Origin of the sequence: Planotetraspora phitsanulokensis (genome assembly GCF_016863295.1) — a bacterium.
Lineage (GTDB): Bacteria > Actinomycetota > Actinomycetes > Streptosporangiales > Streptosporangiaceae > Planotetraspora > Planotetraspora phitsanulokensis.
Genome location: NZ_BOOP01000021.1, coordinates 182,939 through 208,934 on the forward strand (window position 1 = coordinate 182,939; position 25,996 = coordinate 208,934).

Annotated in this window: 30 protein-coding genes; 16 read left to right on the plus strand and 14 right to left on the minus strand. The window is 70.1% G+C overall.

The features are described 5' to 3' along the window. The first annotated feature begins 3 nt into the window (after positions 1 to 3). The 5 genes from Pph01_RS43725 to Pph01_RS23365 all read left to right on the plus strand — a co-directional run bounded on the left by Pph01_RS43725 (position 4) and on the right by Pph01_RS23365 (position 3,126). Positions 4 to 87 (plus strand): putative leader peptide, encoded by an 84-nt coding sequence (locus Pph01_RS43725; protein ID WP_372446775.1) that lies wholly within the window; start codon positions 4 to 6, stop codon positions 85 to 87. Positions 88 to 142: 55 nt separating this feature from the next. After that, a complete protein-coding gene (locus Pph01_RS23350) occupies positions 143 to 553 on the plus strand; it encodes a DUF4395 domain-containing protein (protein WP_204075280.1) in 411 nt (136 codons plus the stop codon). Further along, positions 550 to 1,389: a sulfurtransferase gene (locus Pph01_RS23355; RefSeq protein ID WP_203887031.1), complete on the plus strand. Its 840-nt coding sequence runs from the start codon at positions 550 to 552 to the stop codon at positions 1,387 to 1,389. Before Pph01_RS23350 ends, Pph01_RS23355 begins: the two co-directional genes overlap by 4 nt. Continuing rightward, a complete protein-coding gene (locus Pph01_RS23360; protein ID WP_204075281.1) occupies positions 1,389 to 1,694 on the plus strand; it encodes a DUF1416 domain-containing protein in 306 nt (101 codons plus the stop codon). Before Pph01_RS23355 ends, Pph01_RS23360 begins: the two co-directional genes overlap by 1 nt. A gap of 133 nt (positions 1,695 to 1,827) precedes the next feature. Continuing rightward, positions 1,828 to 3,126, plus strand: a complete 1,299-nt coding sequence (locus Pph01_RS23365; RefSeq protein WP_204075282.1) for a hypothetical protein — start codon at positions 1,828 to 1,830, stop codon at positions 3,124 to 3,126. Here the strand turns inward: Pph01_RS23365 and Pph01_RS23370 are convergent. The 3 genes from Pph01_RS23370 to Pph01_RS23380 are packed head-to-tail and all read right to left on the minus strand — an operon-like array spanning position 3,110 to position 5,377. Further along, entirely contained in the window at positions 3,110 to 3,997 is an 888-nt protein-coding gene (locus Pph01_RS23370; RefSeq protein WP_204075283.1) for a hypothetical protein, read from the minus strand. The genes Pph01_RS23365 and Pph01_RS23370 overlap by 17 nt on opposite strands. A 55-nt stretch (positions 3,998 to 4,052) precedes the next feature. After that, complete coding sequence (locus Pph01_RS23375; RefSeq protein WP_204075284.1) at positions 4,053 to 4,721, minus strand: DUF4352 domain-containing protein; 669 nt, start codon at positions 4,719 to 4,721, stop codon at positions 4,053 to 4,055. Further along, entirely contained in the window at positions 4,721 to 5,377 is a 657-nt protein-coding gene (locus Pph01_RS23380; protein ID WP_204075285.1) for a hypothetical protein, read from the minus strand. The genes Pph01_RS23375 and Pph01_RS23380 overlap by 1 nt, the downstream gene beginning before the upstream one ends. A 145-nt stretch (positions 5,378 to 5,522) precedes the next feature. On the opposite strand from Pph01_RS23380, the gene Pph01_RS23385 reads away from it, so the two are divergent. The 4 genes from Pph01_RS23385 to Pph01_RS23400 all read left to right on the plus strand — a co-directional run bounded on the left by Pph01_RS23385 (position 5,523) and on the right by Pph01_RS23400 (position 12,792). Then, entirely contained in the window at positions 5,523 to 7,451 is a 1,929-nt protein-coding gene (locus Pph01_RS23385; protein WP_204075286.1) for a hypothetical protein, read from the plus strand. A gap of 96 nt (positions 7,452 to 7,547) precedes the next feature. Next, complete coding sequence (locus Pph01_RS23390) at positions 7,548 to 10,640, plus strand: ATP-binding protein (RefSeq protein WP_204075287.1); 3,093 nt, start codon at positions 7,548 to 7,550, stop codon at positions 10,638 to 10,640. 192 nt (positions 10,641 to 10,832) lie between these two features. Then, positions 10,833 to 12,089, plus strand: coding sequence for a Mur ligase family protein (locus Pph01_RS23395; protein ID WP_204075288.1), 1,257 nt, complete (start codon positions 10,833 to 10,835; stop codon positions 12,087 to 12,089). Continuing rightward, complete coding sequence (locus Pph01_RS23400; protein WP_204075289.1) at positions 12,079 to 12,792, plus strand: type 1 glutamine amidotransferase; 714 nt, start codon at positions 12,079 to 12,081, stop codon at positions 12,790 to 12,792. The genes Pph01_RS23395 and Pph01_RS23400 overlap by 11 nt, the downstream gene beginning before the upstream one ends. Before the next feature lie 70 nt (positions 12,793 to 12,862). Here Pph01_RS23400 and Pph01_RS23405 read toward each other — a convergent pair whose 3' ends face one another. Continuing rightward, the gene (locus Pph01_RS23405) at positions 12,863 to 13,225 is read right to left on the minus strand and encodes a DsrE family protein (RefSeq protein ID WP_204075290.1); all 363 of its coding nucleotides are present in this window, start codon (positions 13,223 to 13,225) and stop codon (positions 12,863 to 12,865) included. 125 nt (positions 13,226 to 13,350) lie between these two features. Between Pph01_RS23405 and Pph01_RS23410 the strand changes: the two genes are divergently transcribed. The 3 genes from Pph01_RS23410 (at position 13,351) to ygfZ (ending at position 15,774) form a co-directional block, all read left to right on the plus strand. After that, the gene (locus Pph01_RS23410; protein ID WP_204075291.1) at positions 13,351 to 13,848 is read left to right on the plus strand and encodes a heme-binding beta-barrel domain-containing protein; all 498 of its coding nucleotides are present in this window, start codon (positions 13,351 to 13,353) and stop codon (positions 13,846 to 13,848) included. Positions 13,849 to 14,271: 423 nt separating this feature from the next. Next, positions 14,272 to 14,682 (plus strand): Fur family transcriptional regulator, encoded by a 411-nt coding sequence (locus tag Pph01_RS23415; protein ID WP_204075292.1) that lies wholly within the window; start codon positions 14,272 to 14,274, stop codon positions 14,680 to 14,682. Positions 14,683 to 14,733: 51 nt separating this feature from the next. Then, on the plus strand, positions 14,734 to 15,774 hold the full coding sequence (ygfZ, locus tag Pph01_RS23420) for a CAF17-like 4Fe-4S cluster assembly/insertion protein YgfZ (protein ID WP_204075293.1): 1,041 nt from the start codon (positions 14,734 to 14,736) through the stop codon (positions 15,772 to 15,774). 79 nt (positions 15,775 to 15,853) lie between these two features. On the opposite strand, the gene dtd is transcribed toward ygfZ, so the two are convergent. Continuing rightward, positions 15,854 to 16,288: a D-aminoacyl-tRNA deacylase gene (gene dtd, locus Pph01_RS23425; RefSeq protein WP_204075294.1), complete on the minus strand. Its 435-nt coding sequence runs from the start codon at positions 16,286 to 16,288 to the stop codon at positions 15,854 to 15,856. A gap of 45 nt (positions 16,289 to 16,333) precedes the next feature. Here dtd and Pph01_RS23430 point away from each other — a divergent pair, with 45 nt between their 5' ends. Continuing rightward, on the plus strand, positions 16,334 to 17,281 hold the full coding sequence (locus tag Pph01_RS23430; RefSeq protein ID WP_204075295.1) for an asparaginase: 948 nt from the start codon (positions 16,334 to 16,336) through the stop codon (positions 17,279 to 17,281). A 59-nt stretch (positions 17,282 to 17,340) separates the two neighbouring features. Next, complete coding sequence (locus Pph01_RS23435; protein ID WP_204075296.1) at positions 17,341 to 18,312, plus strand: magnesium transporter CorA family protein; 972 nt, start codon at positions 17,341 to 17,343, stop codon at positions 18,310 to 18,312. Between the two features lie 8 nt (positions 18,313 to 18,320). Here Pph01_RS23435 and Pph01_RS23440 read toward each other — a convergent pair whose 3' ends face one another. The 6 genes from Pph01_RS23440 to Pph01_RS23465 all read right to left on the minus strand — a co-directional run bounded on the left by Pph01_RS23440 (position 18,321) and on the right by Pph01_RS23465 (position 21,871). Next, a complete protein-coding gene (locus Pph01_RS23440; protein WP_204075297.1) occupies positions 18,321 to 19,055 on the minus strand; it encodes an alanyl-tRNA editing protein in 735 nt (244 codons plus the stop codon). A gap of 69 nt (positions 19,056 to 19,124) precedes the next feature. After that, the gene (locus Pph01_RS23445; protein WP_204075298.1) at positions 19,125 to 19,469 is read right to left on the minus strand and encodes a DUF2516 family protein; all 345 of its coding nucleotides are present in this window, start codon (positions 19,467 to 19,469) and stop codon (positions 19,125 to 19,127) included. Positions 19,470 to 19,631: 162 nt separating this feature from the next. Further along, positions 19,632 to 20,093, minus strand: coding sequence for a hypothetical protein (locus Pph01_RS23450; protein WP_204075299.1), 462 nt, complete (start codon positions 20,091 to 20,093; stop codon positions 19,632 to 19,634). A 3-nt stretch (positions 20,094 to 20,096) separates the two neighbouring features. Then, entirely contained in the window at positions 20,097 to 20,531 is a 435-nt protein-coding gene (locus Pph01_RS23455; protein ID WP_203958447.1) for a helix-turn-helix domain-containing protein, read from the minus strand. 69 nt (positions 20,532 to 20,600) lie between these two features. Then, entirely contained in the window at positions 20,601 to 21,518 is a 918-nt protein-coding gene (locus tag Pph01_RS23460) for a M56 family metallopeptidase (protein WP_204075300.1), read from the minus strand. Continuing rightward, on the minus strand, positions 21,515 to 21,871 hold the full coding sequence (locus Pph01_RS23465) for a BlaI/MecI/CopY family transcriptional regulator (protein WP_204075301.1): 357 nt from the start codon (positions 21,869 to 21,871) through the stop codon (positions 21,515 to 21,517). Before Pph01_RS23465 ends, Pph01_RS23460 begins: the two co-directional genes overlap by 4 nt. 51 nt (positions 21,872 to 21,922) lie before the next feature. Between Pph01_RS23465 and Pph01_RS23470 the strand changes: the two genes are divergently transcribed. Next, positions 21,923 to 22,438: an O-acetyl-ADP-ribose deacetylase gene (locus Pph01_RS23470; RefSeq protein WP_204075302.1), complete on the plus strand. Its 516-nt coding sequence runs from the start codon at positions 21,923 to 21,925 to the stop codon at positions 22,436 to 22,438. Between the two features lie 37 nt (positions 22,439 to 22,475). Here Pph01_RS23470 and Pph01_RS23475 read toward each other — a convergent pair whose 3' ends face one another. The 3 genes from Pph01_RS23475 to Pph01_RS23485 are packed head-to-tail and all read right to left on the minus strand — an operon-like array spanning position 22,476 to position 24,570. Beyond that, positions 22,476 to 22,979 carry a GNAT family N-acetyltransferase gene (locus tag Pph01_RS23475; protein WP_239116945.1) on the minus strand — a complete coding sequence of 168 codons (504 nt, stop codon included), beginning with the start codon at positions 22,977 to 22,979 and terminating at the stop codon, positions 22,476 to 22,478. Between the two features lie 35 nt (positions 22,980 to 23,014). Further along, positions 23,015 to 23,824: a class I SAM-dependent methyltransferase gene (locus Pph01_RS23480; RefSeq protein ID WP_239116946.1), complete on the minus strand. Its 810-nt coding sequence runs from the start codon at positions 23,822 to 23,824 to the stop codon at positions 23,015 to 23,017. Next, a complete protein-coding gene (locus Pph01_RS23485) occupies positions 23,821 to 24,570 on the minus strand; it encodes an SDR family NAD(P)-dependent oxidoreductase (protein WP_204075304.1) in 750 nt (249 codons plus the stop codon). Before Pph01_RS23485 ends, Pph01_RS23480 begins: the two co-directional genes overlap by 4 nt. A gap of 134 nt (positions 24,571 to 24,704) precedes the next feature. On the opposite strand from Pph01_RS23485, the gene mshA reads away from it, so the two are divergent. Next, positions 24,705 to 25,988: a D-inositol-3-phosphate glycosyltransferase gene (gene mshA / locus Pph01_RS23490; protein WP_204075305.1), complete on the plus strand. Its 1,284-nt coding sequence runs from the start codon at positions 24,705 to 24,707 to the stop codon at positions 25,986 to 25,988. Positions 25,989 to 25,996 lie beyond the last annotated feature (8 nt).

Sequence of the window (25,996 nt, forward strand, 5' to 3'; positions counted from 1 at the left end):
GTCATGACTCCCACGACAGAGCTGCTCACGAAGCGGCGCGCGGTGGACTTCTGCCGCGTGGCCACATCGCTCTGTCGCATGGCCTGAGGGTGATTCCCGCGGCTTTCGCCGCATTCCGTGAATCGTTCAGGAGCATCCCGCGATGCAAATCGACCCTCGAGGCCCCCGGTTCGGTGCGGCCGTCACGACCCTGGTTCTCGCGATCACTCTGGTGACGCGCAGCCCCTGGCTGCTGGCACTGCAGGCGATCGTGTTCGCGTTCGGCGCCTTCGACGCCTCGCCGTACGGGCTCCTTTACCGGAGGCTGGTGCGGCCGAGGCTGGGACCGCCGGGCGAACTGGAGGACGCCGCGCCGCCGCGCTTCGCGCAGGGCGTCGGGTTCGGGTTCGCGATCGTGGGGTTGATCGGGTTCGCGGCAGGAATCACTCCGCTGGCTCTGGGTGCGACAGCAGCGGCACTGCTGGCCGCCTTTCTCAACGCCGCCTTCGGCTTCTGCCTGGGCTGCGAGATGTACCTGATCATCCGCCGTCTACAACCTGGGAGAACACAATGAGCCGCTCCGCCGTCCTGGTGGATGCCGACTGGGTCGAGGCCAACCTCGACACGCCGGGTGTCGTGCTCGTCGAGGTCGACGAGGACACCAGCGCCTACGCCAAGGGCCACATCCGTGGCGCCGTGAAGATCGACTGGCGTCAGGACCTGCAGGACCCGGTCCGCCGCGACTTCGTCGACAAGGCGGGCTTCGAGGCCCTGCTGTCGGCCCGTGGCATCGCCAACGACGACACCGTCGTCCTCTACGGTGGCAACAACAACTGGTTCGCCGCCTACGCGTACTGGTACTTCAAGCTCTACGGCCACGAGAACGTCAAGCTGCTCGACGGTGGCCGCAAGAAGTGGGAGCTCGACTCCCGCGAGCTGGTCGAGGACGTGGCGCCCCGTTCCGCCACCACCTACACCGCCTCGGAGCAGGACCTGTCGATCCGCGCCTTCCGCGACGACGTCGTCGCCGCGATCGGCAAGCAGAACCTGGTCGACGTCCGCTCGCCCGACGAGTTCACCGGCAAGCTGCTCGCCCCGGCCCACCTTCCGCAGGAGCAGGCGCAGCGCGCGGGCCACGTGCCCACCGCCCGCAACATCCCGTGGTCGAAGGCGGCCAACGACGACGGCACCTTCCGCTCCGACGACGAGCTGAAGGACCTCTACGCGGGTGAGGGTGTCGACTTCGGCAAGGACACCATCGCCTACTGCCGCATCGGGGAGCGCTCGGCGCACTCGTGGTTCGTGCTGCACGAGATCCTCGACCAGGCGAACGTCAAGAACTACGACGGCTCGTGGACCGAGTACGGCTCGCTCGTGGGCGTGCCGATCGAGTTGGGGGAGGCCCGCTGATGTCCGTACAAGCTCAAGGATGCGCAGCTCCGGAGCAGACCGTCGCGCTGCCGGCAGGCATCGACCTGTCCACGCAGGCCGTGATCCAGGGCGTCGTCTCCGGCGCCGGTACCGCCTACGCGCGGCTGCTCGACCACTCCGGTGAGTTCACCGGTGAGGTCGTCGTCTCCGACGAGGGTGTCTTCCGTTTCTTCGCGGCCCCCGGCCAGTGGACCGTCCGCATCATCGCGGGCGGAGGCGTCACGAAGGACGTCTCGGTCGAGGCCAAGATCGGCGAGGTCTCCCAGCTCGCCGTCGCCGTCTGACCCTCGCGTCACCGCAGGGCCGGCACTCTCCTCGAGTGCCGGCCTTTCGCATTCTCGGCGGCGCCACTCCCGTGACGGTCTCCCCGCTGCGGCAGGGTGCTCAGCGCCGATCGAACCCGATAGCATGCGGCAGATGTCCGGAACGTCCGCGCCCCCTGTCCCGGCCCAGGCTGCCGCCGCCCCCAAGGCGACCTGGACACTGTCGCCATACGCACTCCCGCTGCACACGCTGCGCATCGCGGCGAGTTGCGCTCTGCCGCTGATCATCTGGTTCTCGGCCGGGCGGCTCGTACGGTGGGCGTTGCTGCTGTTGGCGGCGACCCTCTCGCACGGTTCGTGGTACCAGGTGCGCCTGGTCGTCGTCGTGTTCCTGTTCACACTCGTTGTGATGACGTCGCTCGCCACGACGGTGGGCATGCTGTACGTGATCCGGGGCGCGCTGATGGAGACCCGGGCGCGCAGGACGGGTGACGAGGCCAAGGAAGGCCTGTTCGGAGCTCTCAACCGGACCGCACTGGTCTTCTCGGGCATCTACATGACCTGGAGCTTCATCGACCAGGACGTCCGCGATTTCATGAACATCGACCTCTTTCGCAAGCCGGACGCGTTCGCGGTCGACGCCTTCGCCGGTCAGGACAGCGGGGTGATGGCAGGCCTGGTCAATCTCGATTTCAAGGTCTCCGTCGCCGCGGCCGTGGTGGCGTACCTGCTGAAGACGCTGTTCGGCCGGCGGCACGAGGCGGGACAGGGCAGGTTCTCGGGGATCATGGCGACCTTCGGGGAGCTCGCGTTCGTCTTCTACGGGCTCAACGCCGTCTGGACGCTGGGGGGTGCCCGCTCCGCCTGGATAGGCGACCGGGCCGTCGTCGCGGGCGGCGAGAAGCTGTGGGGGGACGCGCAGGCGGCCATTCCCGGGTGGGAATGGTTCTGGTCGGACGTCTGGCCTCATGTGATCTCCGGACTCGCCCTTCCCCTGGCGTGGCTCACCGTCGGCATCCTCGTCTACGGGGCCTACGCGGAGGACACGCAGACCACGATCAGGGGCACGCCTCTCGAGACGGCGGCCGCCCGGCTGCAGGACACCCACAGCCTGACCCGGCGTGCCCTCTCCAAGCTGACGGCGGGATGGACCGAGCGCTGGATCCCCCTGCTCAACTCCCTCCGGCTGACGGTGAGAGGAGGGGCCCCGCTCTTCGGCCTGTTCGCGCTCTGCTACGTCGGTCTGCAAATCGGCGGCGACTACCTCGGCAGGGCGGGGCAGTACCTGCTGGCCAGTGACGAGCCGTACTTCTACTTCGTGACAGACGTTCCGGTGTTCTTCGTCGCCGAACTGCTGGTCACGACCCTGACCATGTGCCTCATCGCCGCCACCTTCGACCTGGCCGCCACCCGTGACCGGCTTCGCCGTCCGCGGGTCAGCGGACGAACCTGAGCACCTGGTCGCTCTTCTCCTCGGTCGTGACCGACTCCTTCATCATGTCGGCCACCGACTGGCCGGGCACGTCGCGGGAGATGCTGGGCCGCAACAGGACCTCGACCTGGCCGGCGACCGACGGCGGCACCACACCCATCAGGTCGATCTGGTACGGCGTGCCGATCTTGTTCGCTTGGGGCTCGTTCGGTGTGGTCTCGTTGACGACCTCGGCGAGCCAGAGACGGCCTGACTTGTCCGTCAGCCGTACTTCGGGCGGGTAGTGCCGGATGGTCCCCTCCTCGTCCAGAGCCGTCCTCGTCACCACGACCTTCATCCACTGGCGCGAAGCGTCCGGCTTCGCACTCGGGACCGGATCGGGGATGGGTGCCAGACTGACCTTCCACGACACGTGTTGCCAGGTCGCGGCTTGGCCGGGCTTGACGATGTGGATGTGGTCGCTCGGCCGGCCGTACTGATAGACCCCGTAGGCGAACCAGCCGGGAAGGGCGACGGCGGCCACCACCGAGAGGAACGCGCCGGATCCCAACAGCGCACGGCGTTTGCCGCGCGACATCGACGTGCGCGGGGGAGGAGCGGGCGCGGCCGCCTGAGAGGGCCGCCGGTAGTGGGCCGGCAGTTCGACGCGGGTGCCCGGGACGGCGGGGAAGGGCACCGTCATGGTGTGCTCCTCCTCCGACGGAGCCGGCCAGACCCGCAGGTCCCCGACAGGCCGGAGCGTTCCCGGAATGGGGATCGAGGGAGGCTGGGGCGGCGGGCCCGTGTAGGTGATGTCCATGTCCGCAGGCTGGTCCAGCGGAGGGGCGAACCAGTCCCGGGAGTCCGGAGAGCCGGGGCCCGGCCGGCCTCCGCCCGTAGGCGTCTCGCTCACGTCAGAACCTCGCTCAGGGACGTCTGTCTGTCGGGTGCGTTCCGGTTCCGTCGGCTCATGGGGTCTTGTTCACCAATGAGACGTAGGCCGGGGTATGTGAGATCAGCTTGGCCGCGGCACTGGGGGTGAGCCCCAAGTCGATCTCCGCTTCGGGAGTCGAGGTGTCCACGGGGATCGCGCCGGCGGACGGGGCGAAGACGAAACGGGCTCCCGCCACGGCATTCTTCGGCACTTCGTAGGCGAGGACGCCGCTGGACCACAATCCCGGTTGGAATCGCTTGCTCAAGAGGGTGAGACTCTGGTCGACCCTGTCGGTGGGGTTGTAGCGCCGGCCGTCCGCGGCGAGCAGAACGGGCGGGCTGGACACGCTCAGATCCATGGGCCGGCGAACGGTGGTCGCTGAGACGTTCACGAGAAGGAACAGGTAGGCGGCCTTCACCTTGAGCGTCTGGCCGCTGAAGTTCTTGGTGTCCACCGCCAGGGCGGATGACACCGAGGTCACCTTGACGCTGTAACGGTTCGTCTCCACCACCTGGCCGATCCTGCCCGTGGTGGTGAGGAAGGAGACGCGCTCCTCGTACGGCATGGCGTTCGTCTGCGCCCAGACCGCCGCCGCCGCCAGAGCGATCCCGGCCGCGATTCCCGTGATACGCCTAACGATGCTCCCGTGGACCTGCGGCCTTGGCGCGGGCCGCGGCGCGCTCGCCGGTCCTGCCACCGCCATCACCCGCGCTCCTGCGTGACGGGCAGGGTGACCTCCGCGGCCACGGTCGGGACGAACGTGTCGCCGTCGTCGTCGCCGACGAGTTGCCAGTAATGCGCCTGGTCCCGAATTCCGAGTTGTTCGTAGACGAACCGGCCCACGTCCACGGTCACCGTCGAGGGTGCGGTGGCCGCGGGGTCGAGCTCGTACTTCAGCACCACGTTCTTCATCAGGTCGGGCAGGAGTTGCTTGCTCTCCATGCCGAAGCTCATGACGCTGATGTCAGGGCCGTACTTGGTCTTGGGCTCGGGTCGCACGCGCAGGATGGAACCGGCGAAGCTGAAGGGAATCTGCATGACTTTGTCCCCGGGCTTTCGCATGACGCCGACGCCGACGGTCTCGTCGCCCAGGTTCGTGACTTGGACGGTGAGCTTCAGATATCGCTTGGACCCTCCGTAGGAGTCCTTTTCGGTAGTGTCGACCGCCTTGACGAACTGTGTGCGGAACTGGCCCTGGTCGATCACCTTGCCTGGGGCGACCTTCGGGGGTGGCTCCTCGGACGCCTGGGCGAGGCCGCCTGTCGCGGCGGTGAGGCCGATGCCCGCCACCACCACCGCTGAGGCGACCGGAACCAGGACCGGGCGTCGACGACGGCTGCCACGGGGGGATGACATCATGGCACCGGATGGTAGTACGCCCACAGTCACACCATTGGCCGCATTCGTCCCATCGCTGGCCGGAATTGCGTCCCGAATGCCGAGAAGCCCGTCCTGATAGGGCTTACAGCTCCTACGCTGTGACCCAGGCGGACATGGAGGGCTTGTGGGCGACCCGCACCCGGAGCATGCACAGCTTCAGGCGGACCGTATCTACCTGGGCTGGCAGTACGCCCTGCTGCATCCAGATCCGGGACCCCCGCCCAAACGCCCCGCCCGGGAGGACGTCGACGAGACGGCGGCCCAGGCTCCGGTCGACGAGGAGTGGGCTCAGCGGGAGCGGCTCCAGGAGGACATGCTCAACCGCCCGGTCCGGATCTTCCGCCGTTTCATGGCCGTCGTGGCGGCGGGCATCTTCGCCCTCGGGGTGACGCAGATGCTCGCGTGGTCGTTCGTGATGATCGGGCTGGTCGCCGCGGGCGGCGTGGCCGGCATCTGCACCTACGCGATCGCCCAGGGAAACCGTGCCGTCGGCGTGCGGGTGAACGAGCGACGCGCGCGGGAGCAGCGGACGCACGAGCGGCGCGAGCGCGACATCAAGGCGGCGCAGGAGGCGCACGCCGCCGAGTACCGCGCCTGGGCCGAGAAGAAGAGCACGTTCGACAAGCAGCTGAACTGGTACGCGGTTGCGGTGCCCGACGAGATCGACCGCGTCGACGTCGCAGGCGGGACGCTTCCCGGCTGGTCGGCGCTGATCACCCTGCTCGGCGCGACCCGGCTCTACAGCGGCGGTCACCTCACCGTGCTCGACCTGTCCGAGGGCGCCATCGCCAAGGACCTCATCGAGCTGGCCAAGCGGGGCGGGGACGACCCGCTGGTGTGGGTGCTTCCCGTGGACCTGCCGCGGCTCGACCTGGGCGCCACGCTCAAGCCGGAGGCGTTCGCCGACGTGCTCGCCCACGTCGTGAGCGTGAGCGAGGAGACCAGCAGGGACATCGGCTTCGACAACGCCATCCTGGAGCGGGTCCTCGAGGTCCTCGGGGAGAACGCCACGATCAGCCAGGTCACCGCCGCGCTCAGGGCACTCGCGCAGGTGGGCGACCCGCGCGACGACATGAAGTACGGCCTGCTCACCGCGAGCCAGCTCGAACGCATCGGCACGCTCTTCGGTCGCGGCGTCGCCGACCGGGTCGTGATCGAGCGCGCCTGGGCGCTCGAGTCGCAGTTGCGCAAGCTGGAGACGCTGGGCTCCGAGGCCGTACGGCTGCCGCCGGCACGCCTGCGCGTGGTGAGCATGGACCGGCAGGCGGGAGTGTTCGGCAACCGGGTGCTCGGCACCTACGTGGCCACCGCGCTCACGCACATCCTGCGCCAGTCACCGGCGAGCGAGCGGCCCTGGTATCACACGATCATCGTGGCCGGAGCGGACAAGTTACGCGGCGACGTGCTCGACCGGCTCATGGACGCCTGCGAGACGTCCCGCACGGGCCTGGTGCTGACCTACCGCAGCCTCACCCCGACCGTCCGGGAACGGCTGGGCAGGGGCCACGCCGCCGTCGCGTTCATGCGCCTGGGCAACGCGGAGGACGCCAGGGTCGCGAGCGAGCACGTCGGCACTGAGCACCGCCTGGAGCTGGCCCACCTCACCGAGACGTTCAGCTCGTCCGTCCGCCCTCCGAGCGGGTTCTACACCTCCACCGTCGGCGGTGGCCGTACCGGGCCGGAGGAGAAGGGGGAGGGCGACCTCAAGGAGGACATCACCGAGTCGACCGAGTGGGGGCGCAGTGCTCCGCAGGTCACCGAGGGCGTGCTGCAGCGCTCGCGCGAGTTCCTCGTCGAGCCGCACCAACTGCAGCAGCTCCCCACCACATCGGTGATCGTCACCCACGCGACCGCCGAGGGACGGCAGGTCAGGCTCGCGGACGCGAACCCCGCGATCCTCACGTTCCCCAAGACGACGCTGGGTGAGTTCCAGGAGCTCCGCCGGGTCGCGCTGCGGCCCGAGGAGCCCGAGACCGTCGAGCTCGACGAGGACGCACCGCCCCCGAACCTCGGTCCTCCGCCGCCCAGACTCGACTGGCGCAAGCGGCCATGACACCGTCCGGATCCGGTAAGGGCATCGTCAACAGGGATGTGAGCGCGTGATCGTTGAAGGAGTCTCTCCCCTGTTCGTCGTCAAGTGAGGGGTCTCATGCATCCGTTCCCCCTGAGCGGGCCGTGGTACCGGATCCAGGCGATCGCCGCGCCGTCGCGGAGTTCGTCCGCGGAGTGGGACTTCGTCACCGTTCTTCCAGCAGTCCTGTCCGCCGCTCAGCGTGACCGCCCGTTCGTCATCGGCTGGTTGTCGCGTGGGTCGGGGGCGCCGCTCGAGCTCATCACGAACGCGGGGCCGCTGACGCCGCCGCGACCGCCGAAGCGCGCGGTCGCCAGCGACGAGGCGCCCGTCACCGGACCCCAGCCGTTGCTCTTCCCCGGCGGCGCCCGCGGGGTCGAGATCGGGGAGGAGTGGCTCGCCGACCTTGCCGACCTGGTCTGGACGCCCTGCCCCGGCAGGCAGGCGCCCCCGCTGTACGGCAGGCGCGAGCCCGAGGCCGACGAGCACAAGCGGCCGACGCTGTTCGAGTCGACGCTGGTCACGCTGATGTCGCGGCCGTTCGGCTGGGTGGTCGTGGCCGAGCCGACCGACCTCCTCGACACCGAGGTGGCGCACCTGCGGACTCAGCTGAACGTCCTGCGCCAGTACGGCGACGCGTCGGAGCGGTCCCGGTTCGACGCCGAGCGCGCCGAGCGCAGGATGCAGGAGCTCGACGCCTTCCGCGAGGCCGGGCTGTGGAACGTCCGCGTGCTCGCGGGGGCCGCCGGCCCCGACGAACTGCGGCAGCTCGCCCCCGTCCTGGTCGGCTCGGTCGAGATGAGCCACCACCCCTACCGGCTCCGCAGCGCCATGTCCGTCCCGGCCCTGTCCGGGGCCGAGCGCGGCATCGCCGGCGGCGAGTCCGTGTACGGCTTCGCCGAGGCGCTGGCGGTCAACCTGCAGGACTCCGCGGACGGGGCGGCCGCGCCGTTCGCCGCCACCGCGGGAGCCCTCGCCGCCCTCGCGGGGCTGCCGCGCCGTGAGGTCCCGGGCGTGCGCGTGGTCGACGCCGGTTACTTCGACGTGACGAGCGAGGCAGAGACGGAGGGCTCGTCCGAACTGATCGACCTCGGGGCGATCGTGGACGGCCAGGACCGGGCGGTGGGGGCGTTCCGGGTCCCGCTGGCCACGCTGAACCGGCACGCCTTCATCACCGGCGCCACCGGCTCGGGCAAGTCGCAGACCGTCAGGCACCTGCTGGAGGAGCTCACCAAGGCCGGGATCCCGTGGCTGGCCATCGAGCCGGCCAAGTCGGAGTACGCCGCGATGGCCGGCCGGGTCGAGAAGCTCGCGCCGCTGACCGTCATCAACCCGTCCGCGCCCGACAACGTGCCCTTCAGCGTGAACCCGCTCGCGCCCGAGCCGGGGTATCCGGTGCAGGCGCACATCGACATGGTCCGCGCGCTCTTCATGGCGGCCTTCGACGCCGAGGAGCCGTTCCCGCAGATCATGTCCCTGGCCCTCCAGCGGGTCTACGAGGCCAACGGCTGGGACGTCGTCACCGGCGGCGGGATCCCCGGCGCGGCGGTGCAGCCGGCCGTGCCGACCCTCGAGCAGTTGCAGCAGCACGCCCTGGAGGTCATCCAGGAGATCGGTTACGGCAACGAGGTACAGGCCGACGTCGAGGGGTTCATCAGCCTCCGGCTGCGGAGCCTGCGGGTGGGCAGCGCCGGCCGCTTCTTCGAGGGGGGTCACCCGGCCGACATCGGCGGACTGCTCCAGCGCAACGTGGTGCTCGCCATCGAGGACGTGGCCAACGACGAGGACAAGGCGTTCCTGATGGGCACGCTGATCATCCGCATCGTCGAGCACCTGCGGATGCGCGCGAGGCAGGACCCGCGGGGCGAGGACGGCCCGCCCGGCCTCCGGCACGTCATCGTGATCGAGGAGGCCCACCGCCTGCTCCGCGACCGCGGTTCGCAGCGGGCCTCCACCCACGCGGTCGAGCTGCTCGCCGGGATGCTCGCCGAGATCAGGGCGTACGGCGAGGGCATCATCGTCGCCGAGCAGATCCCCACGAAGCTGGTCTCCGACGTCGTGAAGAACACCGCGCTGAAGGTCGTCCACCGTCTGCCCGCCGAGGACGACCGCCGGCTCGTGGGCGCCGCGATGAACCTGAGCGAGGACCAGTCCCGGCAGGTCGTCTCGCTCCAGCCGGGTTACGCGGCGGTCTTCGCCGACGGGATGGACCGCCCGCTGCGCATCCAGGTGCCGCTGGGGGAGGACCGCGAGCGAGCCATGCTGAGCCCGGTGCCGCCCATCTGCGGCCGCCGTTCGGCCGCTTGCGGCCGCGAGTGCCGTACGGGCAAGGCCTGCACGCTGGTGGAGCTGCGTGAGGCCGACCTGCTCGCCGTCGCGCCGGAATGGGCGTGGCTGCGGATCTGGACCGACACCGTGATCCTCTCCTTCGTGACCAACCGCTCCCTGCCCGGTGTGCCGCGCGTGCTCGCCGACATCTGGGGCGAGCTGCCGGTCAAGCGCAGGGAGTGCCTGCTCGCCACCCTCACCGAGCGCGGGGTCGCCCGCAGGTCGTGGTCGTTGCGGACCTGGTTCGACCCCACGCTGCTCACGGAGAAGGCCGCCGACGTCGCCGCCGGGCTGCTCGACCCGGAGGACCGGGAACAGCCGATGCAGGCCGGGGAGCGGCCCGGGGCGGCCTGGGTCATCCCGCAGGTCCGCTGGCTGCACGAGGTCGACAGGTTGTTCCCCTTCGGCCATCCCGCGCCCGACCTGCGCAGCGCCGCTCCGGCGATGGAGTACGCCCTGTTCGGCACGGATCCCGTCGGCCGGCCGTACGCGCATCAGGGGGTGAACGGGTCCGCGGCGGCGAGCGAGGGCGGCGTCGCGGTGGGGGTCAGGACCGAGCTGCTCGGGCACCGGGCCAAGGCGTTGCGCCATCACCCCCTGTCGATGGAGGTGGACCGCAACCGGGCCCTCGCGTGGCGGGTCATCCTCGGCGACGACGAGCACGAGGGCATCCAGCGGGACGTGGGAACCGTCGCGATCGGCGTGGAGCCGAAGGACCGGGTCAAGCACGTCGCCCAGACGATGGGCGCGGGCTGGCTGGAGACCGTCCTGTCCTGGCCCCGCCGGTTCGTGCTCCCCTTCGACGGAGACACCCCTCCGGAGTTGTCCTTCATCCCCACCTGACCCAGCCCCCCGGGCGTGATCATGCACAGGTTCGGGGAAACCCACATTCACCTGCGACATCGCAGTCCGTGATCATGCACAGGTTCGCCGATGACACCTCCTGCCTGCGTCTTCACGGTTCGTGATCATGCAGTGCCGTACGGCCCCGAGCGGCGAGGCGGCCGGTGGTGGAGCGCGGATAGGATCTCAGGCATGAGTCAGCTTCCGTTGCGGGCGCAGCTCGCCAGTGCCTTGGGCCGCACGGCCGCGACGCTGTCCAGGGCCACCGGACGCGGCGACGGGTCGGTCATCGGCGGCAGGGTCGGGCTCATGCTGGAGCCCGACCTGTTGCGCAAGCTCGCGTCGGACCGCAAGCTCGCCCTGGTCAGCGCCACCAACGGCAAGACCACGACGACACGTCTGATCGCCTCGGCGCTCATGGAGCTGGGCGAGGTGGCCACCAACGCCTTCGGGGCGAACATGCCCGCCGGGCACGTGTCGGCGCTGTCGGGGCAGAAGCACGCGCCCTTCGCCGTCCTCGAGGTCGACGAGAAGTACCTCCCCGAGGTGCTCGACACGACCAACGCCGGGATCGTCACCCTCATGAACCTCAGCCGCGACCAGATGGACCGCGCGGCCGAGATCTGGCTGCTCGCCCAGAAGTGGCGCCGCGCGCTCGCGGGCAAGCCCGCGCATGTGATCGCCAACTGCGACGACCCCCTGGTCACGTGGGGCGCGTCGACGGCCGCCCGGGTGACGTGGGTGTCGGGCGGGCAGCGCTGGCGTGAGGACTCGTGGTGCTGCCCCGAGTGCGGCGGCCCGCTCGACCGCGGCGGTTCCCGGGAGATGGGGCAGCAGGGGTCGGTCCACTGGGCGTGCCGAGAATGCACCTTCCACCGGCCCGAGCCCGACTGGATCCTCGACGGTGAGGACGTGATCGACCCGCACGGCCGGCGCTGGCGGCTCGATCTGCAGCTCCCCGGCGAGGCCAACCGGTCCAACGCCGCGATCGCGCTCGCCACGGTCGACGCGTTCGGCCTCGACCCGGCCCGGGCGATCCCGAGACTGCGGACGGTCACCTCGGTGGCGGGCCGTTACACGACGGTGGAGCGCGACGGGCGTGCGATGCGGCTCCTGCTGGCGAAGAACCCGGCGGGCTGGCTGGAGGCCTTCGAGGTCTCCGACCCGAGGCTTCCGATCATCCTGTCGGTCAACGCCCAGGGGCCGGACGGCCGGGACACCTCGTGGCTCTGGGACGTCGACTACCGCATCCTCCGGGGCCGGCCCGTCTTCGTGACCGGCGAACGGCGCCTCGACCTGGCGTTGCGGCTCGACGTCGCCAGCATCCCGTTCCAGCTCTGCGACTCGTTCGACCAGGCGGTGGCCGCGCTGCCGCTGGGCAGGATCGACGTGATCGCCAACTACACCGCGTTCCAGCAGATCCGGACGGAGTTCGGTCGTGCAGTCTGAATTGTCAATCGTCTGGATCTATCCGGACCTGCTCAGCACCTACGGCGACCAGGGCAACGTGCTGGTCCTGGAGCAGCGGGCCCGCGCCCGGGGCGTCCCGGCGAGGATTCACTACGTCCGGTCGTCCGACCCGGTGCCCCAGCAGGGCGACATCTACCTCATCGGCGGGGGCGAGGACCGTCCGCAGATCCTCGGGGCCGAGCGGTTGCGCAAGGACGGCGGGCTGCAGCTGGCGATCGCCCGCGGGGCCGCGCTGCTGGCGGTCTGCGCGGGCTACCAGATCATGGGCTCGGTGTTCGGCGGCGAGGAGGGCCAGCCCGTGCCCGGCCTCGAACTGCTCGACATCAGCTCGAGACGAGGCGAGCAGCGCGCGGTGGGCGAGCTGGCCGCGGAGGTGGATCCCGTGCTTCGCCTGCCCACGCTGACCGGCTTCGAGAACCACATGGGCGTCACCCAGCTGGGCCCGGGGGTGCGGGCCCTGTCGCGGACGATCGTCGGCACGGGCAACGGCGACGGCACCGAGGGATGCGTCGCCGGGAAGATCATCGGCACGTACCTGCACGGCCCGGCGCTCGCCCGCAACCCCGCGCTCGCCGACCTGCTGCTCTCGTGGGCGATCGGGCCGCTGCCCCCGGTGAACGACGAGTGGTATCAGCGGCTGCGCGACGAGCGGCTCGCGGCCGTCCTGGGCGAGCAGGCCTGACGACCCGTCGGGGGTTTCCCGCCGACCGGCGCGCAAGGGCCCCGGCAGGGGCCCGTACGGCTCCCGCCGGTCAGTACACCAGGGCCTGGACGTCCTCGGCGAGCACCTCTTCGACGAAGGTGGAGGCTCCCGCGATGCGGACACCGTCGATGACGTCGTCGACGGTGATCTCGCGGCGTGCGGCGCACTGGGTGCAGAGAGTCACGCGTCCGGCGGCGAGCACGGCGTCGAGCAGGTCCGCCAGCGGGGCGGCCTCGGCGAGGACGAACTCCTTCGCGCGACCGGGCAGCGCGAACCACGCGGATTCGCCGGTGAGCCACAGGGACACGGGAACACCGCTGGCCAGCGCGGCTGCCGCGACGGTGAACGCCTGGTTGCACCGCTCCGGCGCGTCCGCACCGGCCGTCACCTTGATCACCAGTGATCGTGCCATGGTGGCAGCCTAGTCCGAGGCCGATGCCCCCGCGTCAGCGCATACCGGATAAGTCCGCACAAGTCATGAGAGTGCCTGTCGCCCCGGCGATCCGGCTCGCCTCCGGGCATCTAAGCTCGTGTTCCATGGACGCACATCCCGACCTCGAACCGATCGCCTTCCTCCTGGGCCGTTGGGAGGGGGCCGGCGTGATCGGCTACCCCACCATGGAAAGCGCCAACTTCGGCCAGGAGGTGGAGTTCGGGCACAACGGCAAGCCGTTCCTGACCTACCGGAGCCGCACCTGGCTGCTCGACGCCGAGGGCGCCAAGGTCCGCCCGCTCGCCACGGAGACCGGTTTCTGGCGGATCCAGCCCGAGCGCCAGCTCGAGGTCTGCCTCGCCCACCCCACGGGCATCGTGGAGATCTACGTGGGGGAGGTCGTCTTCCACAAGATCGAGCTGCGGACCGACGTCGTCGCCCGTACGGCCACCGCCAAGGAGTACACGGCGGGCCACCGTCTTTACGGTCTGGTCAACGGCAGCCTGATGTACGCCTACGACATGGCGGCCGTGGGTCAGCCGCTGCAGTCGCATGCCTCCGCTGAGCTCAAGAAGGTCGCGGACTTCGAGCCGGAGGACTGAACGTCAGTCCGGGCGGACGCGGTCGATCAGGCGGGAGGCGAGGATACGCGGAGGCGTCGCCGGCAGGGAAGGCCTGAAGTCTCCAGAAAAGGAAAAGAACCCCGGGCGGCCTCCGCCTCACGATGAGGCGGGCCGGCTGGACCAATGGCCGAGGATGCGCCTCGGCCGCCGGCAGCCCGGGGTTCCGGTGTCTGCTGAGGATTTCGCCAGGACGTCGAAGACATCCAGACGGAAGGTCCGAATGGACGACGTCCTAGCGGACAGCCACCTCGCTAGTCCAATAATGATTAACCATTGTTCGGACCACCTCCCTTCTGCGTGCTTGTACGTTATGCGAGCCCCGGAGGCGGCGGCAAGCGATTATGCGGGGGGCCGAAATCACGGCGAGACGCACGTGTCCGTGAGGGCTCGTAGACTCTGTTCATGGCTGAGACCTGGCACGAGCAGCTGCGTTCACGCGGCTACCGGATCACTCCTCAGCGCCAGCTGGTGCTGGAGGCGATCACCCAGCTCGGGCATGCCACGCCCGAGGACATCTGCTCGCGCGTCCAGGAGACCGCCCGTGGAGTGAACATCTCCACCGTCTACCGCACCGTGGAACTGCTCGAGGAGCTGGGCCTCGTCTCCCACACCCATCTGGGGCACGGCGCGCCCACCTACCACCTCGCCTCGGAGGCCGATCACGTCCACCTGGTCTGCCGTTCGTGCAGCAAGGTGACGGAGGTCGCCCCGGATCTGGTCAACAGCTTGGTGGACATCCTCGACGACCGGCTGGGCTTCGCCACCGACGTCCGCCATCTCACCGTCTTCGGCCGGTGCGGAGACTGCCGCTGATCGACGGGTCCGCCCGGACCGCGTTTGTACGGGACCGAATAGCCTTGAGGCATGCGGAGCCCATTGCTTGACACACCGGGAGCGGTCGCCGCCGTGGCGCCGGACGAGACGATCGCAGCGCACTACGGGGAGCCCTACGCCGAGCAACGTGCGCTCGCGGCCGGGCAGGCGCTGGTCGACCGGAGTAACAGGGAGATCGTCCGGGTCTCCGGGCCCGACCGGCTGACCTGGCTGAACGACCTGAGCTCCCAGCGGCTCGACACCCTCGCGCCGGGCGTGCCCACCCAGACCCTGCTCCTCGATCTGCAGGGCCGCGTCCAGCACCACCTCACGCTCGTTGACGACGGCGACGCGGTGTGGGCGCACGTGGAGCCGGGGACCTCGGCCGAGTTGGTCGCGTTCCTGGACAAGATGCGGTTCATGCTGCGGGTCGAGGTGGCCGACATGACCCCCGACTACGCCGTGGTCTCCGTCGCCGCGCCCGGGGCCTCTCCCATGACCGCTCCGCCCGAGGGCGCGATCGCCATCGGCGGCGACTTCCTGGTGCCGCGGGCCACGCTGGCGGACGTCCCGGCCCCCTTGGGCCTGAGACTCGCCGGAATCTGGGCGTACGAGGCGCTCCGCATCGAGGCGCACCAGCCGAGACTCGGCTTCGAGACCGACCACAAGGCGATCCCGCACGAGGTCGGCTGGATCGAGCAGGCCGTCCACCTGAACAAGGGCTGCTACCGCGGGCAGGAGACCGTAGCCCGGGTCCACAACCTGGGCCATCCGCCGCGGCGCCTCGTCTTCCTGCACCTCGACGGCAGTGTGGACACGTTGCCCGCCCACGGCTCCCCGGTCACGCTCGGCTCCGGGACTCCGGCCGAGGCGGATGCGGAGACGGCCGTGCCCGGTCAGATCGGCTTCGTCGGCTCTTCGGCGCGCCACCACGAGCTCGGTCCGATCGCCCTCGCGGTCGTGAAGCGGACGGTGCCCGTCGACGCCGAACTGCTCGCGGGCGGCGTCGCGGCGACGCAGGAGGTCATCGTGCCGCCGGACGCCGGTCGCAACGTGAAGATCGACCCGGCCCTCCGGCGCCGGCTTCGCTGACCGGCCGAGAGCACCCCGTCCCAGGGCGACCGGCCGGTGAGTGGCCCGCCCAGAGCGACCGGCCGTGAGCGGCCCTGCTTCAGAGCCCGGGGACGTCCAGCACGAGCGTGATGGGGCCGTCGTTGGTCAGGGAGACCTGCATGTCGGCCCCGAACACGCCCGTCTCGACGCGTGCCCCCTGCGCCCTGAGCTCGGCGACGACGGCCTCCACCAGTGGCTCGGCGACGGGCCCGGGGGCCGCCGACTGCCAGGTGGGGCGGCGCCCCTTACGGGCGTCGCCGTACAGGGTGAACTGGCTGATCACGAGCAGGGGGGCGCCGACGTCCGAGCAGGACTTCTCGCCGTGGAGGATCCGCAGCCCCCACAGCTTGCCGGCCAGCCGCGCCGCCTCGGCGGGCCCGTCGGAATGGGTGACGCCCACCAGGACGAGGAGGCCGGGCTCGTCGATCGCCCCGACCACCTTGCCGTCCACCGTGACCGACGCTGAGCTGACTCGCTGGACCACCGCACGCATGGCCCCGCATTCTGCCACGTCCGGGCGCTTCGTAGACTGCCCGCTATGTCCGATCTGATCGTCGAAGTGGTCCGCTCAGGGTTCGTCGAGTCCGTCCACAGCGTCCGGGTGTACGCGGTGGACGCCCACGGTTCTCCCGTCATGGTTCACGGTGACACGTCGAGCCTGGTGTCCCCCCGTTCGTCGATGAAGCCGCTGCAGGCGCTCGCCATGGTCCGGGCCGGCCTGCCCGTGGAGAACGAACTGCTCGCGCTCGCCTGCGGCAGCCACGGCGGGGAGCGGTTCCACATCGACGGGGTACGGAAGATCCTCGCCGGAGCCGGCCTGGACGAGTCCGCCCTGCGCTGTCCGGAGGACCTGCCCCTGGACACCGAGGCACTTCACCAGGTCCTCCGCGAACAGGGTGGGCCGAGCAGGATCCTGATGAACTGCTCGGGCAAGCACGCGGCCATGCTCGCCACCTGCGTGGCGAACGCGTGGCCCGTCGACGGCTACCTGCACCCCGGCCATCCCCTGCAGCGGGCGATCAGGTCCACGGTCGAGGAGCTCACCGGGGAGCGCGTCGCGGCCACCGGCGTCGACGGGTGCGGCGCCCCGCTGTTCTTCGTCTCCATGACCGGCGTCGTGCGGGCCTTCCGCCGGTTCACCCTGGCGGACCCCGGCAGCCCCGAGCGCCGCATCGCCGACGCCATGCGCGCGTATCCCGAGTGGACCAGCGGCACGGCGCGGCCCGAGGCCGTGCTCATGCGGGCGATCCCCGGCCTGATGGTCAAGGCCGGCGCGGAGGCGTTCGACGCCTTCGCCTTCACGGACGGGAGCGCCGGCGCGGTGAAGGTCGACGACGGCGGCACGCGGGCCCGAGTCCCCGTCACCGTCGCGGCCCTGCGCGCCCTCGGTCTCGACGCCCCCGAGCTGACCGAGCTCGCCACCGCCCCGGTGAAGGGTGGGGGAGAGCCCGTCGGTGAGATCCGGGTCCGGCCGGCCTCCCAGTGACGAACCCTCTCGAACGGCCCACCTTGTACGGCCAGGATCACTGACTACGCTTGCTGGACATGGGACGTACGCGCCTGTATCGGAACGGGAAGCTCGAGGCCGAGGGCTTTCCCGTCGCCGATGTGTCGGAGCATGTGAAGGACCCGTCCGCGGTGGTGTGGTTCGACATGTGCGAGCCGAACGAGGAGGACCTGCGGGCGATCAGCGAGGAACTGGGCATCCACGAGCTCGCCGTCGAAGACGCCCTGCAGCACAAGCAGCGCCCGAAGCTGGACGTCTACGAAAGCCACAAGTTCCTCAACGTCTACGCCGTGAGGTTCGACACCGGCTCGGGCCGGCTGGACGTCGCCGAGGCCGCGGCGTTCATCACGCCCAACGCCCTGGTGACCGTCCGGAACTCTCGCCGGTTCGAGATCGAGGAGGTCATCAGGCGGTGGGACGAGGCGCCGGGCCTCACCGAGCACGGCATCGCCTTCCTGCTGTACGGCCTGCTCGACTATGTGGTGGACACTCACTTCGAGACCGTCGAGGCGATCGACGAGCAGATCGAGGTGCTGGAGGAGAGCGTCTTCGGGGAACGGGCGATCACCCAGGGCGACCAGCGCCGGACGTTCGAGATCCGCAAGAGCCTGGTGACCCTGCGCCGCGTCGTCATGCCGATGCGCGAGGTCGTCAACACCCTCATCCGCAGGAACGACGAGATAGGCGACGGGGCGATGGCCCCGTACTACCAGGACGTGTACGACCAGGTGCTGCGGGCCACCGAGTGGACCGAGTCCCTACGGGACCTGCTCAGCAACATCCGTGAGGCGCACCTCACGATGCAGAGCAACAAGATGAACCTGATCATGAAGCGGGTGACGAGCTGGGCGGCCATCATCGCCGTCCCCACTCTGATCACCGGCTTCTACGGGCAGAACGTCCCCTTCCCCGGATTCGAGCACTCCTGGGGCTTCTGGGTGTCCAGCGTCGCCATCGTGCTCGTGTCAGCCGTGCTGTACCGGTCGTTCCGCAAGCGCGACTGGCTCTGACGGAAGCGTCACTCCTCGACGGCGATCCTTAGCCGCCGGAAGCCCTTGCCCTTGTTCTCGATCTTGGCGACCCGGATCCTGCCGATCTGCTTGGTCGAGGCCACGTGGGTGCCGCCGTCCGCCTGGCAGTCGAGACCGACGATGTCCACGATGCGGACCTCCTGGACGGACTCGGGCACCAGGTTCGTCGCGGTGCGGATGATGTCCGGGATGGCGAACGCCTCGGCTCGGGGCAGGACCCGGATGTCGATGCGCCGGTCGGCGGTCACCTCCGAGTTGCACGCCGCCTCGACGGCCTCCTTGAAGCCGGGGGGCACCTCGGTGAGGTTGAAGTCCATCCGGGCGACCAGCGGCTCCATGTTGCCGCCGGTGACCAGCGCGCCGAAGTCCCGGAACACGACCCCGCAGAGCACGTGCAGCGCGGAGTGCGTGCGCATCAGCGCCGAACGCCTGTCGTCGGCGAGGGCGGCCCTGACCACGGTGCCGGGAACGGGAAGCGGCTCGTCCTCGGCGGGGATCAGGTAGAGGTCGTCGCCCTTGCGCACGCCCGCGATGCGGGTCTCCACCCCCTGCCAGAGGAGGGTGCCCTCGTCGGCGGGCTGGCCGCCGCCTCCCGGATAGAACGCCGAGCGGTCGAGCACGATCCCGTCAGGGGAGGAGGCGAGGACGACCGCCTCCCAGTCGCGCAGGTTCTGGTCGGCGAGTTCGAGGCGTTCGGTGCGCCCGAGAGCATCGGTTCCCATGGTCGGCAGCCTAGGGCCAACCCCGGACGCCTCGCCCGCCGAGGCCTGCCGGGGAGACCTGCCAGTGGCCTACCAGGGACCGTAGGGACCCTGGTTGCCGCCGCCCCTGCGGTAGCCGTTCACCGCGGGCTTGACGTCGGCCAGATAGATGCCCGCGGCGATGACCGCCGCGATCGTGAAGATGTTCGGCAGCCCAAGCCCTGCGCCCCGCCAGTTGACGGCGGCGGCGAACGTGAAGAGAGCCGCGAGGCCCAGGATGACGAGCCAGAGCGGCTTGGTCTGCTTGCCGGCGGCGGGGAAGGCGCCCTTGGGGATGCGGATCGCATGGATCAGCGCCCACCCGGACATGATGAACGCGAGGACGCTGAGCAGCCAGAAAATGAGATCCAGCACGCTGTACGTGCTCCCGAGCATGGACTCTCCCAGACGGTCATCGACGCTGTCGTCCCCACACTAATGCGCGGAGAGGACCCGTGTCGCGAGCGAGAGAGCCGTATCACCCCGGAAACGGCGAACGGCCCGCCCCCGGGTCAGTTAGGGGCGGGCCGGGCGACGCGTCGCATCGCGGTTCCGTCGTCAGGAGTGCGAGCGCTTGGCGCCGGACTTCCTGGCGGTTCCGGTGGTGGTCCGCTTGGGGGCGCCGTTGGCGGTCGCGCGGGTGGTGCTCGCGGACTCGGAGACTTCGGCGAGCTCGTGGGCGGCCTCGCCGCTCACCTTGCTCACGATCTTGCGGCCGCGCAGCGCGAACTCCTCGTAGAGCTCGGTGAACCTGGCGGCGGCGGTGTCGGCGTACGCCTTGGCCTTCTCGGGGAAGTCCTTGGCGGCGGCCTCGGCCCTGTCCTGCACGGTGGTGGCGTACTCCCGCGCCTTGACGGGGAGGTCCTTGGCGGTCTCCCGCAGGTCGCCCTGACGGGACTGGAACCTCTGCAGCTGCTCGGGCAGCTCGCGGATCTTCTCCACGGCGAAGTCCCCGGCGCCGGTCAGCGCGTAGAAGGGCTTGGACTCGGTGATCTTCTTGACCTCGGTCGCGAGGGTCATGGACTATCCTTCCTTCTCCGGCGTGATGCCGTTACGTGGGGGAACCGGGTCGTCCCCGAGATCATCGGCCGATTGCGGCGGCCGAGCGGAATCAGCGGCCCGGTTCTCCTTGTGGAACGATTCGTAGATATCGATGAGCACCTGGCGTTGCCGCCCGGTGAGTGTGACATCGGCTCGGATCGCCGCGAGCACGTCGCTGTGCGGCTCACGGTCCTCGATGAGGCCGGCCTGCACGTACAGCGCCTGGGCCGAGATGTGCAGCCCCTTGGCGATCTGGTTCAGGATCTCCGCGCTCGGCTTACGCAGGCCTCTTTCGACCTGGCTCAGGTAGGGGTTCGACACCCCCGCCTGAGCGGCGAGCTGACGGAGAGAGATCTTCGCCTGCTGCCGCTGCTGGCGGATGTACTCGCCGAGCGAGCCGACCTTGGGCAGTTCCATGCCCCAAAGTCTGCCGCAGGGTGCTTGCAATTGCAAACTAGCTGATAAACACCAGCTAGCACCCAACGGTCAGCCAGGAATCAGCCAAAGCAGCGGGGCGGACGCGGTCAGCAGGGCCGACCCGAAAAGGATCAGGTAGCGGGTGTGGGCCGGCAGCTCCACCGCCGGATTGACGAGGCGGTTGACGCGGGCCATCACGTTCGACACGGCGGAGGCGCCCAGGGCCCCCTGCGGGGTGGGCAGCGACGAGGCGGAGCCGAACCGGAGCAGGGCCGTCGCCAGGGGCTTGGGATAGCAGTGGCGCAGGGCGCGGTCGTCGGCCGCCATCTCGATCAGCAGGCTCACCGACGCGTGGGCGTCGCGGACCACGGCCGACCAGGGCAGCGCCCGGCGAAGCGCGGCGAACGGCAGCAGCACCAGGTCGTGCCGCTCCCGCACGTGGGCGGCCTCGTGCGCGAGCACCGCGTCGAGCTCGTCGGGCGACAGCAGGCTCAGCGTCCCGTCGCTGATCACCACGTGTGACTTCTTCAGCCCCGGAAGGCAGTAGGCGGCGGCGCCGGGGAAGTCCACCACGCGGACTCCCGGCACGGCGGGCTCGTCCCTGGCGATCAGCGAGAGCAGCACGCGGTGCCGGTGCCTGGCACGCAGCGTCTGGGTTCCGGCGGCGAGCAGGACGACGACCAGTACGGCCAGCAGCGCCAGCCCTGCGGCGAGCGAGCCGAGCCGTACCACGTCGTGCGGTTCGGCGACGCCGTACTCCAGCGTGGTGAGCAGGGCGGCGAGACCGTGGACGACACCCCGCCTGTACGGCTCGAGCGCGTAGGCCAGCAGGGCCCCGGTGGAGGCGAGCCCCCAGGTCACCCCGAGCGACTGCCACAGGAGGATGGCCGTGCGCGGGGCACGCCACGTCCAGCGCGCCGACGTCAGCCGCCAGGCGGCCAGGGCGCAGATCGTGGCCAGGGCCGCTAAGACCGCCGCCGCGATCACTCCTCCTCCAGCTCCGTGAGGGCTTTTCGCAGGATCTCGGCCTCGGAGCCGGAGACGGCCTGCGCGAAGCGCGTCAGCGCCGCGTCGCGGTCACCGGTCATGTCCAGGGCTTCGAGCATGAGCTCGGCGACGTAGGCGTCGCGGCTCGCGGCGGGCTGGTAGCGCCAGGCGCGCCCGTCCCTGGTGCGGGTGAGGAATCCCTTGCGAGAGAGCCGATCGAGTACGGTCATCACAGTGGTAGGCGCGAGATCGCGGTCCTCGATCATGCGCCCGACCTCGCGGGCGGTCAGTGGGGCGTTCTCCGCCCAGAGGATGTCCATGATGCTGCGTTCAAGCTCGCCGAGACCCTTCACGACGTTCAGCCTACCCGGGGTAGTACTACGTCCCGTAGAGAGGTAAGACAGATGAAGCTCGTTCTGGTCGAGGGCGACATCACCGAACAGCGCGTGGACGCGATCGTCAACGCGGCCAACTCCTCGTTGATGGGGGGCGGCGGGGTCGACGGCGCGATCCACAGGCGCGGTGGTCCGGAGATCCTGGAGGAGTGCCGGGCGCTGCGCGCCTCGAAGTACGGACGCGGGCTTGCCGTGGGCGCGGCGGTGGCCACCACGGCCGGCCGGCTTCCGGCCCGGTGGGTGATCCACACCGTCGGGCCCGTGTACTCGCGGAGCGAGGACCGGTCCCATCTGCTGGCCTCCTGCTATCGGGAGTCGCTGAACGTCGCGGACTCGCTGGGCGCCTCGACCGTGGCCTTCCCCGCCGTCTCGACGGGAATCTACCGATGGCCGATGGCGGACGCCGCCCGCATCGCCCTCACGGCGGTACGGCAGGCCGGGTCCAGTGTCACCGAGGTCCGTTTCGTGCTATTCAGTCCCGCAGCTTATGCGGAGTTCGAGCAGGCCTTGGGGGACATGGGGTAAGTGTTCTGCCAAGTCTCGTCTTTGGGTATCGAAACGGTCAGAGCCACTTGATCAGGTAGATCTCATCGCGTTCCTCGCCGGGCGCGAGCCGGATGGAGCGCGCGACCCGGCCGACCTCGTGGTAGCCCACGCTCGCGTAGAAGCCGTCCACGCCCGTGCCGCCCCGGCAGGTGAGCTGAAGCGCCTCCAGTCCGAGCCGTCTCGCGGCGTCGTCCGCCGCCAGCATCAGTGCCCTGCCGTAGCCCCTGCCCTGGTGCTTGGGGTGGACCATGACCCGCACCACCCACCGCCAGTGCGCCCGCAACCCGGACCCGTTGTCCGCCAGGATGAGCCAGCAGGCCACGCGGCCCTCGTCGTCGAAGCCGACCAGCAGATCGTCGGAGGTCCGGGCGAACGCCTTCTCGGCCGTCGGCCTGATGTCGTCCGGTGTCACGGGAGGGACGAATCCGACGGCGCCGCCCGCGTTGGTGACCTCGGTCCAGCAGTCGAGGAGTTCCTCGAACAGCTCGGCGGTCATCTCGGGGGCAAGGACGAAACGCATGAATCGGACGTTACCAATCGATGGTGAACGGCGAACTACGGGCCGACGGCGGTCCAGGGCAGCGTGAGCTCGCCGAGCCGCCATCGTCCGGGACCCCCGGCCGGGGCCGCCGTGACGATCGGCCAGTCGCCCGTCAGCGCCTCGGCCGTCCTGATCCAGCGCTGGCGCCGGCCGTACGAACCGTAGGGGGCGGACGCGGCCCAGGCGCGGTCCCAGTCGGTCAGGAACGCGTGGACGCGCTCGCCGGGCACGTTGCGGTGGATGAGCGTCTTGGGGAGCCGCTCCGCGAGGTCGGAAGGACGCTCGAAGCCGGTGAAGCGGGCCGCGAAGGTCAGCGTCCTGGCTCCCTCCGCGCCGAGCGCGGCCCACACCGCGCGATGACCCACCTCCGAGCAGGTTCCCTCGACGATCACTCCGGCGGGGTCGATCCTCGACCGCATCAGGTCCCAGTGCTCCCAGGCCTCGGCCTCGCCGTACTGCCTGAGCACGTTGAACGCCCGCACGACCAGCGGGGACCGCGAGACCGGCAGCTCGAAGCCGCCCCTCCTGAACGACAACCCCTCCCGTTCGTACGGCTTGGCCGCGGTGACCCGCGCGGGATCGATCTCCACGCCGACGACCTCGACGGCCGGGTGCACCCGCCGCAGCCGGGTGAACAACTCGTAGGTCGTGATGTGCGAGGCGCCGTAGCCGAGATCCACCACCAGCGGCCGCGCATCCGACGAGGACCGGAGCAGCGGGCCGCAGACGGCGGAGATCCATCGATCGGACCGCCGCAGTCTGTTGTGGCCCGTGGTCCCGCGGGTGATCGCCCCGACCGGCCGCCGGACCGGCCGCGCCGTCACGAGCCCTGTGGGACGCGGTACACCTTGTGCTGGGCCGCCTGGGCGCGCGGCCGGACGACCAGCCGGTCGATGTTCACGTGGGAGGGCCGTGTGACGGCGAAGGCGATCACGTCGGCGATGTCGTCGGCGGTCAGCGGGTTCGGGACGCCCTCGTAGATCTTGGCGGCCTTCTCGGCGTCGCCGCGGAAGCGGGTCAGCGAGAACTCCTCGGTCTGCACCATCCCCGGGGCCACCTCGATGATCCGTACCGGCTCGCCGACGAGCTCCAGCCGGAGGGTCTCGGTCATCGACGTCTGGGCGTGCTTGGCCGCGCAGTAGCCGCCGCCGCCCTCGTAGGAGACGAGCCCGGCCACCGAAGTGAGCATCAGCAGGACGCCGTCGCCCGACTCGATCAGCTTGGGCAGGAGCGCCTGCGTCATCCGCAGGGAGCCGAGCACGTTCACGTCGTACATGCGCTGCCAGTCGTCCAGCCGGCCCTGCGCCACCGACTCCAGGCCGAAGGCCCCGCCGGCGTTGTTGACCAGCACGTCGCAACGGTCCAGCGAGGAGGCGAAGGCGGCCACGGACTCCTCGGAGGTCACGTCGAGCGTGGCGGGGCGGATCGACGGGACCTCGGTGGCCAGTTTGTCGAGCCGGTCACGCCGCCGTGCCGCCGCGACGACGTCGAACCCCTCGGCAGCCAGGCGGCGGGCCGTCGCCTCGCCGATGCCGCTGCTCGCCCCGGTCACCACTGCGGTCTTCGTCATGTCCCCTCCGCGCCCCTGGAAAAATCCGTCAAGGGCCGACATTCTCTCAGGGTCGCGCCCCGGAGTCGGTCGCTGAGGGGCCAGGGAATCTCGCTGAGATCCTTTCGGTTATAACGATCTCGGAGGTGGTTCGGGTGACGCTCAGACGGCGTCGGGTCAACCGGGTCGCGACGATCAGTGTCCACACGTCCCCGCTCGACCAGCCGGGCACCGGCGACGCGGGAGGCATGAACGTCTACATCGTCGAGGTCGCGAAACGGCTGGCCGAGTTGGGCATCGAGGTGGAGATCTTCACCCGCCAGACGGCCCGTGACCTGCCTCCCGTGGCGGAGCTCGCTCCCGGCGTCCTGGTCCGTCACGTCACCGCCGGGCCGTACGAGGAGCTGGACCGCGCCGACCTCCCCGGTCAGCTCTGCGGCTTCCTGTCCGGCGTGCTGCGCACCGAGGCGATGTACGACCCGGGCCACTACGACGTCATCCACTCCCACTATTGGCTGTCCGGCCAGGTCGGATGGCTCGCCAAGGAGCGCTGGGGCGTGCCGCTCGTGCACACCATGCACACCATGGCGAAGGTCAAGAACGCGCTGCTCGCGGCGGGGGACAAGCCCGAACCTGGCATTCGGGTGCTCGGCGAGGAGCAGGTCGTGGACGTGGCCGACCGCCTCGTGGCCAACACCGCCGCGGAGGCCCAGGAGCTGATCGAGCTCTACGACGCGCCCACCGACCGGGTGGCCGTGGTCAACCCCGGAGTGAACCTGAAGGTCTTCCAGCCCGCGTCCAAGGGCGCCGCGCGGCACAGGCTCGACCTGCCACAGGACGCCCACGTGCTGCTGTTCGTCGGCCGCATCCAGCCGCTGAAGGCCCCAGACGTCCTGCTCAAGGCCGCGGCACGGATGATCGAGCACGATCCGGCCCTGCGCTCGCGCCTGATCGTCGCCTGCGTGGGCGGTCCCAGCGGCAACGGACTCGCCCGCCCCGCCCTGCTGACCGACCTCGCCGCCGAGCTGGGCATCAGCGACATCGTCCGGCTCGCCCCGCCGGCCCCCCAGGACGAGCTCGCCGACTGGTACCGGGCGGCCGACATGACCGTGGTGCCCTCCTACAACGAGTCGTTCGGCCTGGTCGCGCTGGAGTCGCAGGCCTGCGGCACACCCGTCGTCGCCGCGTCCGTCGGCGGCCTGCGCACGGCCGTACGCGACGGCCTGTCCGGCCTCCTCGTCGACGGCCATGATCCGGACACCTGGGCGCGGGCCCTGGCCCGGCTGGTCGACCGCCCGGGATGGCTGGACTTCCTGTCCGCCAACGCCGTACGGCACGCCGTGGGCTTCGGCTGGTCGGAGACGGCCGCCCGCCTGGCCGAGGTGTACGCGGGCGCCATGGCCCAGCGGCAATGGGCTCCCGTCGCGGTCAACTCGTAGGCTGGGAC